Annotated in this window: 7 protein-coding genes; all 7 read left to right on the top strand. The window is 40.5% G+C overall.

The genetic code is table 11. The features are described 5' to 3' along the window. A partial coding sequence (locus tag AAEY97_RS20865) for a beta strand repeat-containing protein (protein WP_351001214.1) occupies positions 1 to 2,956 on the top strand: 2,956 nt, incomplete at its 5' end. An 83-nt stretch (positions 2,957 to 3,039) separates the two neighbouring features. Then, on the top strand, positions 3,040 to 5,217 hold the full coding sequence (locus tag AAEY97_RS20860) for a type I secretion system permease/ATPase (RefSeq protein WP_162022191.1): 2,178 nt from the start codon (positions 3,040 to 3,042) through the stop codon (positions 5,215 to 5,217). After that, the gene (locus tag AAEY97_RS20855) at positions 5,214 to 6,596 is read left to right on the top strand and encodes an HlyD family type I secretion periplasmic adaptor subunit (RefSeq protein ID WP_101087235.1); all 1,383 of its coding nucleotides are present in this window, start codon (positions 5,214 to 5,216) and stop codon (positions 6,594 to 6,596) included. The genes AAEY97_RS20860 and AAEY97_RS20855 overlap by 4 nt, the downstream gene beginning before the upstream one ends. 21 nt (positions 6,597 to 6,617) lie before the next feature. Continuing rightward, the gene (locus AAEY97_RS20850; RefSeq protein ID WP_101087236.1) at positions 6,618 to 8,027 is read left to right on the top strand and encodes a TolC family outer membrane protein; all 1,410 of its coding nucleotides are present in this window, start codon (positions 6,618 to 6,620) and stop codon (positions 8,025 to 8,027) included. Then, positions 8,027 to 8,632 carry an OmpA family protein gene (locus tag AAEY97_RS20845; RefSeq protein WP_162022189.1) on the top strand — a complete coding sequence of 202 codons (606 nt, stop codon included), beginning with the start codon at positions 8,027 to 8,029 and terminating at the stop codon, positions 8,630 to 8,632. Before AAEY97_RS20850 ends, AAEY97_RS20845 begins: the two co-directional genes overlap by 1 nt. An 86-nt stretch (positions 8,633 to 8,718) precedes the next feature. Next, positions 8,719 to 9,369, top strand: coding sequence for a transglutaminase-like cysteine peptidase (locus tag AAEY97_RS20840; protein ID WP_162024258.1), 651 nt, complete (start codon positions 8,719 to 8,721; stop codon positions 9,367 to 9,369). 7 nt (positions 9,370 to 9,376) lie between these two features. After that, complete coding sequence (locus tag AAEY97_RS20835; RefSeq protein WP_351001209.1) at positions 9,377 to 11,299, top strand: bifunctional diguanylate cyclase/phosphodiesterase; 1,923 nt, start codon at positions 9,377 to 9,379, stop codon at positions 11,297 to 11,299. Positions 11,300 to 12,005: the final 706 nt, after the last annotated feature.

Genomic DNA, 12,005 nt, shown 5'->3' with positions numbered 1-12,005 from the left:
CACGTACACCTTAACCGATGGCTCTGGCGCCAATGACACCTCAACATTGAGCTTAACGGTCACGCCGGTGAACGATGCCCCAGTCATTGACGATTACACCTCCACTATCAATGACTCCATTGCAAATGGCACTAATGTATATAACGTTAACGAAGCGAATACCGGAAATGATACTGATATAGACGGTGACACGTTGTCTTATTCTTTTGTGCTTGCTAATGGATCAAATAGTCTAATAAGTGAAGATGGTGCATTTATCATTAATGCTCAAACTGGCGTAATTTCAGTTAATGACACAACTAAAATTGACTACGACAATGGCAGCCAAATTAATTTAACGGTTAAAACAAGTGATGGCAGTTTAACTGATACCGCAATTGTTACTTTTGATCTTAACAATGTTGATGCTAATGATGACCTTCCTGGTACATCATTTAGTGTGACTTCAGGTGCAACGAACGCTTGGACAATTCCTCAATCAAACGGCCAGAGCTTAATGAAAATATCAGCTCGTACAGCTGATGGCTCAATGGGTGTAGTTAACATAGAATCTGGTACTAACAAACTCGGTGTCGCAGGCTCACCACGAACTTCAGACCAAATTGCCGGACAAATCGAATATGATTCAGCTACCGCGACATCTGAATCAATTGTGATTGACTTTAATGGATTAGTGAATAAGGCGACATTCAGTGTTTCAAACATGTTCTCTAATGAAAATAATGGTGAACAAGGTGTTTGGAAGGCTTATTACAATGGTCAATTAGTTGCAAGTGAAACGTTTAAGACGACTTCAGGTGACGCAGGTACTTTCAGTATTGATACCGGTAATATTGTCTTCGACCAACTGGTATTTGAAGCAACTAAAACCATTAGTGAAGCAAATGGTGGCGCAGCATTAACTGACTCATCTGATTATTTCCTGACAAATGTTGCCGCATCTGGTCCTGCTATTATGGGAACCTACTTAGTGTCAGAAGATGGCGTATTAACCATTTCGAACACGAGTCAAGGTCTACTTAATAATGACTCTGATGCCCAGGGAAATACATTTGCTCTAACTGGAGTAAATGGTTCAATAGTTACAGATGGTCAGGTAGTTATATTACCAAGCGGCGCACTGCTAACTATTCACAGTGATGGTACTTATTCTTATGACACAAACGATTCATTTGAAGCACTGACTGCTGGGCAACTTGCAACGGATACCTTTACTTATACAGTAACAGATCAATATGGTGCTACCGACACAGCGACAGTGACGATTAACATTGTTGGAGAAGCTGACGCTAGCTCCACTTATGTCAGTTATAACGGCAATCCGGGTAATGACGTGATTAAAGGAACGCCAAATAACGATATTATTGTCAGTGATCAACAAGGTTTACAGATTGTTGCTGGAGAAAATTACAATATAGCCTTTATTTTTGATACTTCAGGCAGTATGTCCGGTGTTATTGCTGAAGCTAAAACGCAATTGGAAGCGGTATTTGAGTCTCTAGCAAATAGCGCAACAAGCTCTCATAGCGGTATTGTAAATGTGTTACTGACTAACTTTGCATCAGGCTCAAATTACTCTGTTTCAGTAAATATGGACGACTCAAATGCGGTCCAAACACTGCTTACTGAATTAGCAAAAATGAGCGCGAGTGGTTCTACTAACTATGAAGCTGGTTTTGAGTCTGCAATAAATTGGTTTACTAGCAGCACAGTGTTAAATAATGTTGGAAATAATATTTCTTACTTCATTACTGATGGCTCACCAAATGCGCAAACAATTGATACTAATACTTCAACAGTATTAATGAGTTATGATGTTACGACCAGTAGCTATCAAACCTTAAGTAGTTTGTTGACCTCTAATAACTATTCTAAAGGCCAAGTCATCAGCATAGATGGTCAAGTCGTTGTCAATGCTAGCGGTGCAGTGTATTCACCATACACAGGCGCTAAAATTGGCCAATTAAGCTTTAACACTGATAATAGTGTTAAAAGCTTTACAGACAATGGAACAAATACAACCGCACAGGCGCTACATGCATTTAACTTACTCGCTGCAGTTTCGGAAGTTGAAGCAATCAGCTTAGCCAGTGCAAACGGTGGCACCACTGTTAATGAAGCTAACTTGAAGCTATACGATACAGACGGCAATGTTCGTGCGTCGATTGATGTATCTGATTTATCAAGCATCATCACAGGTTCTGAGACATTACAATCACAAGGTGACGACAATACTGTCGGGAACCAAGGTGATGACATTATCTTTGGTGACTTAGTTCGATTTAGCGGTTCATCAGAGCAAGGGTATGTCGCTTTACAAACCTATGTTGCAGATAAAACGGGCCAAAATGTTGGTGATGTTGATGTAAGAGCAGTGCATGATTACATTCGTGACCATGTAAATGAGTTTAATATCAACAACCAAAATGATGGTAACGACATTCTTGATGGCGGTATTGGTGACGATATTCTGTTTGGCCAAGGTGGCAACGATGTTATCTATGGTGGTGAAGGTAATGACGTTCTTATTGGCGGCCTAGGTAATGACACTCTGATTGGTGGCTTGGGTAACGATACCTTTGTATGGTCTAAGGGCGATACTGGTACCGATACGATTAAAGACTTCGAAGTCAATAATGACTCCCTTCATATCAGTGATTTATTGCAGAATGAACAGAACGGCGATTTAGATAACTACTTAGATTTCTCGTTCAGTAATGGCAGCACGACAATTTCTATCGATGCCGACCATAATGGTAGTATTGACCAAGTTATTGTTCTGGATGGTGTAGATCTGTCGCAAGAATACGGTAGCACCACAGACGGAGTGATCATTAATGGTTTACTTAATGATGGTGCACTCATTGTAGATACTGCAACCGTCAACCCTGCTCCATCGCCAGGAACCAGTCATGCTGATCTATTTGATCAACATAATGGAAATATTATTCCTTAATAACAACACATTGACTGCGTCGCATAGTATTATGTGGCGCATATTTGATTATTCTAACAATACACATTAAGGACAATGATTAGGTGCCTATAACTGCGTCTAACAAAAGTGAGCAGTGGACGATCTCTGCTTCCCAGCGGGTAACGGTCGATCCGTTACTCGATTGTTTGGTTTTATTAACTGAACATTTTGGAAGCCCTTGCTCAATAGATTCCCTTGCGGCAGGTCTTCCTTTGTCTGGTGCAGTCATTACGCCCGATTTAATTCCTCAAGCCGCGGCAAGGGCTGGGCTATCAGCTAAATTATCACGTAAAGATTTGAATCAAATCTCTGAAATATTATTACCTTGTATCTTATTATTGAAAGATAAAAAGGCCTGTATTCTAAGAGAGATCGATCTAGAGCAAGACAAAGCCGTTATACAATTACCTGAAACGGGCGGCGAAGATACTCTGACGATTGAAGGTTTAGAAACCTTATATGTAGGTTACTTATTTTTAGTTAAACAAGATTACCGTGGTGACAAAAGTTTTGATGTTCATCTGCATGACAGCAAAACACATTGGCTACTGCAAAGTATTAAAGACTCTGCTCCTATTTACCGAGATGCTCTAATAGCCTCAGTATTGGTCAACCTTTTTGCCTTGGTTTCACCACTATTTATTATGAATGTCTATGACAAAGTGGTACCCAATCTCGCATTTGAATCACTATGGGTTTTAGCCATTGGGGCAAGTATTGCTTATATATTCGACTTTATAATGCGCCAATTACGCAGCTATTTAATTGATATAGCGGGTAAAAAAGTCGACATTATTGTTTCTTCAAAACTATTTGCAAAAGCCATTGGTATTCCACTATCTAAGCGTTCACCAAGCGTAGGAGGAATGGCAAGACAATTAGGTGAGTTTGACAGTATTCGGGAGTTTTTGACCTCTGCAACGATTACTGCGTTGGTTGATCTACCGTTTGCATTACTGTTCGTGATCATCATTTATATTGTTGCTGGCGATTTAGCTATTATTCCGGTTATTGGCAGCTTGATCATTATCGCAGTCACCTTTTATCTACAACCTAAACTGAAGCAAGCAATTGAAGAAAGTAACCGCTTTGCCAGTTTAAAGCATGGCCATTTAATTGAAAGTTTAACCGCGTTAGAGTCAATTAAAGCCAATGGTGCCGAAGGGTTAGTACAAAAAAGCTGGCAACAAATGATTGGCCATACAGCCAATTGGCAGCTCAAAACCAAAAAACTGTCTAATTATGTCAGCCATATAGCTAATTTTATGGTGCAATTAACCGTGGTATTAGTGGTGATATTAGGTGTGTATCGACTAGCAGAAAACGAAATTTCCATGGGTGGGATCATTGCCGCGGTCATGCTATCTAGCCGAGCTATATCTCCGATGGCTCAATTAGCAGGGTTAATTACCCGAGGTAATCATACCATCAGTTCACTGCGCCAATTAGACGCAATAATGGAACAAGAAGATGAATTTGAAGACAAAGGAAACCTAGCCAGCAAAGAACGATTTATGGGAAAAATTGAAGCGGATAATATCAGTTTTAGCTTCCCTGGCTCCGAAAAACCAAGCCTACACCCTTTATCAATACACATTAATCCTGGTGAGCGCATCGCCATTATCGGTCGTAACGGCTCAGGTAAAAGCACCCTAGCCAAATTACTACTCGGATTGTACAAACCAACTCAAGGCAGCCTGCGCTATGATGGATTAGATGCAGGACAGATTCACCCTAGCGACCTAAGACGTAACTTTGGCTATTTACCTCAAGACGTCACCTTGTTTCATGGGACTATTCGCGACAATATTTTATTCGGTTCTAGGCAAGTGACTGAACATCAATTAATAAGAGCTATCCAGCTTTCTGGTGTAAGTATGTTTACTAACTTAGAGTCTGAAGGATTAGATCAACAAGTTGGTGAAGGAGGCTTGTCACTCAGTCGTGGCCAACGACAAACCGTCGCTTTAGCCAGAGCAACATTGAATGATCCCTCGATATTATTAATGGATGAACCAACAGCAAGCCTGGATGCTAGAGCAGAAAAACAGTTTATTCGCTCAATGCAATTGGTTAGTCGCGACAGAACATTATTACTCATTACCCATAAAATGCATTTATTAAATCTAGTCGATCGCATTATTGTGTTAGAACGTGGACATGTAGTGGCTGATGGTCCTAAAGATGAAGTCCTTGCGAAACTTAATGCAGGGACAATTGCTGGAGCCCAAAACTCATGAGTAAGCATCTTACCGTAGCCGACTTAGAAATGGTTGATGACGTTTATGGTGCCATGATGACTGACGCCCCGTCAGGACATCGTCTTATCATATGGTCACTGTCCGCAATGATGGTGTGTTTTTTTATTTGGGCTTACTTCTCAGAATTAGATCAGGTGACATCAGGAACGGGTAAAGTTATTCCGTCGTCACAGATTCAAATTATCCAAAGTCTAGATGGCGGAATTTTGCAGGAAATCTATGTCCAAGAAGGGAGTATGGTCACTAAAGGACAACCTTTAGCCCGGATTGATGACACCCGATTCCGCTCCGATTTTGACCAACAAGAACAAGAAGTGTTCGGATTACAAACTAATATTATTCGCATGCGCACCGAATTAGACAGTATTATTATTTCAGATATGTCTTCAGACTGGCGCCAACAGGTCAAAATAACCAAGCAAAATTTGGTATTTCCGCAGACCATTATTGACGAAGAGCCAGAACTGGTTAGGCGTCAACAAGAAGAATATTCAATTCGGTTGGATAATTTAAGCAACCAATTAGAAATTCTTGTACGTCAGATCCAACAACGTCAGCAAGAAATAGAAGAGTTGGCCTCTAGAATTAGTACCCTTACGACGAGTTATCAATTAGTATCTCGCGAGCTTGAATTGACTCGACCACTTGCTCGAAAAGGCATTGTTCCGGAAGTTGAACTGCTCAAACTTGAGCGCACAGTGAATGATATTCAAGGTGAATTACAATCGGTTAGGCTTTTACGTCCAAAAGTGAAAGCGTCTATGGATGAAGCCATTTTAAAGCGCCGAGAAGCTGTATTTGTTTATGCCACTGATTTACGTGCACAGCTCAATGAAATGCAAACCAAATTATCACGTATGAATCAGGCACAAAAAGGCGCATTTGATAAGGTCAGTAAAGCCGTCATTGCCTCGCCTGTTATAGGCACCATTAAAAAAATTAACTTTAATACCTTAGGTGGCGTTGTACAGCCAGGTGAAGAGATTATGGAAATTGTTCCATCAGAAGATAAACTGCTGATAGAAACCAAAATCACTCCTAAAGATATTGCTTTTTTACATCCGGGATTACCCGCTATCGTAAAAGTCACCGCATATGACTTTACCCGTTATGGCGGGCTAAAAGGAACCGTTGAACACATTAGCGCCGATACGTCACAGGATGAAGAAGGCAATAGTTTCTATATTGTAAAAGTGCGAACACAAGAGTCCAGTTTAATGAAAGACGATGGCACAGAGATGCCAATAATTCCAGGGATGCTCACTTCAGTAGATGTCATCACGGGAAAAAAATCCATACTTGAGTACATTTTAAATCCAATTTTAAGAGCGAAAGATACCGCCCTTAGAGAGCGCTAAGAAGAACCGGGAGGGTTTTTTATGACAACTATTATAAATCAACAAATAAAGCTAAGTGCTGTTGCTCTTGCTTTATCAATGTTGATAGCGCCAACAGCCTCAAGCCAGACTCTTGAGCAAGCTGTTGCACATACGCTAGACACAAACCCAGATTTACGCATTGCTTTTAATCGCTTTAAAGCGCGTGAAGAGCAAGTTAATCAAGCCGTAGCAGGCTATATGCCAACCGTAGATCTTTCTGCGGGCTATGGCTGGGAGCAAACCGATAGCCCTTCAACTCGTCGTAAAGTAGGCCAAGGTGATGTTGATAATGACGGTATGATTGATTTAGAACGTGGCGAAGCCGGTTTTAGTATCAAACAAATGCTGTTTGATGGTTTCTATACCAGTAGCGAAGTCGATCGTTATTCGTATGAAGCTAGCGCGGATCAGTGGGCATTATTTGCTGCTGCTGAAGATATGGCATTGGATGTTGCAAAGGTCTATTTGAACTACATCCGTAGCGAACAAGTACTATTACTCTCGGAGAAAAATCTCGCGAGTCATAAAGAGATTTACGATCAAATAAAACAACGCACAGATTCAGGTTTAGGATCGATAGCAGATTTATCGCAAATCACCGGTCGTCTTGCCCGTGCAAACGCCAATGTAATTTCTGCTAAAAACAATTTAGAAGATGCTCGTGCAGCCTATATCAGAATTGTTGAAGCAAAACCCGATGACCTAATTCTGCCAGTGCCTGATGCCGATATGCTACCAAAAAGCTTAGATAAAGGGCTCATGGCAGCAAAATCAAAACACCCAGTATTAAAATCAGCGGAAAGCGATATTAACGCCGCTAAAAAAGAACGTAGCTCAGCCAAAGCCAGCTATTTCCCACAATTAAGCCTAGAACTTAATGGTAACTGGAATAATGATACTGATGGCGAAGATGGCTACAGCGCAATTAGCAGCCAAAATGTTAACGGCTATAACAATGATTTAGTTGCTATGGTTCGGGTTAAATATAACCTTTTCTCCGGTGGTAAAGACGTCTCAAAAGACAGAGAAACAGCCTATAAAGTCAACGAAGCAAAAGAAATCCAACAACGCGCTTATCGCCAAGTTGTTGAGGGTGTTTCGTTAGCTTGGAATGCTTATGAAATGTTAGCCCCACAAAAACAGTTCATCCGTGAACATGTTGTGGCGTCAAAACAGACTCAAGTGGCTTATGTGCAACAATTTAACTTGGGCCAACGAACTCTGCTCGATTTACTCGATACCGAAAATGAACTATTTGAAGCTCGTAAGGATTACTTGCAAACCGAGTATGACGAAATTGCTGCTCGTTACCGAGTATTGAATGCGACAGGCGATCTACTTGACTCACTTCGAGTAACACGCCCGGGAGAATGGCGTGGTGAGCGTGAATATGAGGGAGGTGTTAAATAATGAAATATTTGATGATTTTACTCGCATTGATTACAACAACAGGTTGTTCGATCAACGATATTGTCGAGTCTAATGCTTCTACACCACAAAATTTTGATCTTGCCGACAGTGATCGTGATGGTGTGATAATGGCCCGAGAACGTTGTGCTGGCACCATCATTGGTGCTGCTGTCGACAACTATGGTTGTGGTAGCATCAAAGATATCAATGAACGCCAAGACTTAAAAATACTATTTAGTAATAATTCAGTGGTTATCGAACAGCAGTATTATAACCAAATTGAACGCGTCGCTAATATCATGAAAACCTACCCTACCACTAAGGTAAAAATAGAAGGCCATACCAGTAAACGTGGAAGCTATGAACTTAATTTAGCGTTATCTCAAAAACGTGCAAAAGCGGTTATCGAAGTGTTAGAAAACACCTTTGGTATCGATCCAAGCCGTCTTAACGCTACAGGGTATAGTTTTGATAACCCAATTGATAACAGTGGCACGCCAGAAGCAGAAGAGCGTAATCGTCGTGTGATAGCTGAAGTCACAGCCGATGACACCATTCCAGAAATGAGATGGAATATTTACACTGTCGATGAGCAAAATGACTAACGGACATACAAGGCATTGATTCTTTGAGTCGTGAAGACAGCAAAGTAACTACAGCGTTGCATAAAAGGGTCTGTCATTTTTTTATTATGGCATCGGCCCTTTTAGTTTCATGTTTATATGCTGCACCAACTCAAGAATTGAATCAGCAGCAAACCGTTTCAGCATTGTCGAAACGTTATGGCGATCGCGCAGGATTACGAGCAAATGCTTGGTTCAAAATCGTCAGTGATTCACAACAACTTGCTGATATTGATAAATTAGAAAAAGTGAATCAATTTTTTAATTTATTTCGATTCATTGATGATCAAACTCTATGGGGTGAATCCAATTATTGGGCATCGCCAATGGAGTTTATCGGGGCTAACGGAGGGGATTGCGAAGACTTCTCAATCGCAAAGTATTTCACGCTTCTTCAACTGGGTATTCCTGAAGATAAACTCCGAATCACCATGGTAAAAGCAACATCGCTGAATCAATATCATATGGTGTTAGCATACTATGAAAAGCCTAGTTCGATTCCGTTAGTGCTCGACAATTTGGATAAAACCATAAAATTGGCAACGAAACGAAAAGATCTCCTGCCTGTTTACAGTTTTAACGGTAAACAATTATGGCTAAACAAAGAAAAAGGTCGAGGTGTGTTAGCTGGCTCATCATCACGCCTTGAAAAATGGACTGACCTTAAACTTAGATTAGGTGTAGACCGCTTACGCCAACCCAAACTCAACATGGAGTAGTGACAACATGACCCTGTTCAGGCAGATCTATGCGTTACTTTTCGGGCTTTTCTTGTTAACAATTGCAAGCGTAGCCTATGTACAATTTTCAGAAACCCAAGGATTCTTATCCAAACAAATGGAATCTGATCTCAACAATGCCAGTAATTCATTAGGATTAATGCTGACCCCTGTTTTAGAAGCCGGTGATGATGCCGGAGCTGAAACATTAGTCAATGTCATTTTTGAGGGCGGCTATTATCAACAAATCAAACTAACGTGGTTGGTTGATGGTAAGCAACAAGTGTGGAACAACTCTGTTAAAGTCGATAATATCCCTCAATGGTTTATCGATCTTAACCTGTTTAAAACCATTAAAAAACAAACCACGATTACCTCTGGTTGGTTACAACTTGCCACACTAGAAATTACAGCTCACCCAGGATTTGGCTATCAGGAGTTATGGCGGATTATTTCCGACATTATTATTCTATTTTCAATCTTATTTCTCATCGCCATTATATTTGCGCGAGTGGGATTAAGCTGGATTTTAAAACCCTTAAACACCCTTTCTTTACACGCTAAACAAATAGCAGCACAGCAATTTGGCCCAGATATGCCAACGCCAAAAACAAGGGAGTTAAAAGAGCTCGTCAATGCATTTAACAGTATGTCAGCCCAATTAAAGCAAGTATTTAATTCTCTTGACGAAGAAGTCTCAGCATTAAGAAAGAAAAATCTTATCGATCAAGTCTCAGGGCTGCCAAATAGACAATATATGGTCAGTAGAGTTAATGGTTGGTTAAGCGAACCCAGTACCGGAGCACTTTACTTAGTCAAAATGGATTGGCTAGAAGAAGTACATAGCAAATACGGTTTCCAAGTTCGCGATGAGACTATTCGCATTCTGGCTGAGAAACTACAGCATCACCAGGATAAAATATCCTCATCTGTTATCGCCCGTATTGCTGCATATGAATTTGCCTTCCTTGTTGAGGACTGTGAACATGACCAGCTGGCTAAGTATTTGCAAAGCCTAATACGTACTGTTAATAAAGAAATATCTAAAGCTGGCTGTAAACCAAATGAACAGTTTTATATTGGTGTTGCTGAACGTCTAGGACAAATGACAGTATCAGACATGTTGGCTCAAGCAGATAACGCACTCCAACAGTCCATTAAAGACGACAAAGTGTTCCATTGGTTTGAGAACACTCAAAAGCAGCTGTTTACCCGTGAAGAGTGGCGCAATAATTTAAGTCATGCCATAAAGAACAAAAAATTCCAATTCCGTTGGCAGTCGATTCAGCTATGTGCCAAAGATGAAATTTGTCAGCGCGAACTATATTGCCAACTGCAAATAGGCGACACCATCCTCCATGCTGGTCAGTTTGTTCCCTATATAGAATTACTCTCATTAGGCACAATGTTCGATCGTTGTTTAATAGAAACAGTCAATGAACATCGTTTACTCGAACGCAATTATGAACGCGTCGCCATCAATCTTACTTATCAAAGTATAAGCGATGCTGATTTTCATCTTTGGCTAAAACAGTTCCTACGATCCAATAAATACACCGAACGGATTTGCTTTGAAATCCCAGAAGCAAGTGTATATAGCGATTTAGAATCTTGTGAAAATCTCTGTAAAGTCATTCGAGATTCAGGAGCTCAGTTTGGTATCGATCATTTTGGTCGCCAATTCGGTTCAATGGCTTACTTACAAAGTCTACGTCCAAATTATGTCAAACTAGACCAATCATTTGCCTATATTGAAGAGAATCAACACAACAGCGAATTATGTCGTGCTTTAGTGAATGTAGCTAAAGGGTTAGATATTCAAGTGATTGTCACAGGCATCCAAGAAGCAAACCAATTAACACGATTTACTGAACTCAGAGTCGATGCTTATCAAGGCTTTATTGTACCGCCGGTCAATGTGAAGCTCTAAGTGATATCAAAGAGTTGATCAACTAATACTAACCACTCCTCTGAGTGGTTTTTTTATCTCTGTAGAGCTACTTACAGACGATAAACTCACTAGGGTGTTAGTGGGTTAACCCAACTGCTATAACACAGTGCTAGCGCTATACAGCTGTTCTGGTGAACTCGTTCATATTTAAGAACGATACCAGTCAACTGCAATTTAATTTACGACCAAGCTTGCTCGATAAGATTTAGCCATACCATGGCACGACTCTGACAACCTGAATATCAGCGTAAAGCCTATTTAACCTGATGTGATGGTCTCCTCCCACTTCAATCATGGCACATCGATGCCGTACACATCAGGTTATTTATACCTATAGTCGCAGCAGTAATAAACGGTATCAATCCTCCAGCTATAACAGAAGGGCTATAACGTATGGTTACCAAAAAACATACAAACGTCATTAAACATAGCATGTAGTTCCTATTAACGCCGTTAATGCAAATAGATAGTGTGAATCAATAATGTGGATAGAGGATGCAGATAGATAATGCGATTGGCATTGTTCACTTAATAAGGCAATAGTACGAATGTAATGACAAATCAAGAAAAACAAAAAGGCCACTCATTTGAGTAGCCTTTTTGTTAAATTGGTCGGTGATAGAGGATTCGAACCTCTGACCCTCTCGTCCCAAACGAGATGCGCTACCGGGCTGCGCTAATCACC

Origin of the sequence: Shewanella sp. TB7-MNA-CIBAN-0143 (genome assembly GCF_040310065.1) — a bacterium.
In the GTDB taxonomy this organism is placed as follows: domain Bacteria; phylum Pseudomonadota; class Gammaproteobacteria; order Enterobacterales; family Shewanellaceae; genus Shewanella.
Note: the sequence above shows the minus strand (reverse complement) of the source record. Positions and strands in the feature narration are given on the sequence as shown.

Coding starts and splice junctions, on each gene's coding strand:
- AAEY97_RS20855 (WP_101087235.1), top strand. CDS start 5,214: ATGAGTAAGCATCTTACCGTAGCCGACTTAGAAATGGTTGATGACGTT.
- AAEY97_RS20845 (WP_162022189.1), top strand. CDS start 8,027: ATGAAATATTTGATGATTTTACTCGCATTGATTACAACAACAGGTTGT.
- AAEY97_RS20850 (WP_101087236.1), top strand. CDS start 6,618: ATGACAACTATTATAAATCAACAAATAAAGCTAAGTGCTGTTGCTCTT.
- AAEY97_RS20840 (WP_162024258.1), top strand. CDS start 8,719: ATGGCATCGGCCCTTTTAGTTTCATGTTTATATGCTGCACCAACTCAA.
- AAEY97_RS20835 (WP_351001209.1), top strand. CDS start 9,377: ATGACCCTGTTCAGGCAGATCTATGCGTTACTTTTCGGGCTTTTCTTG.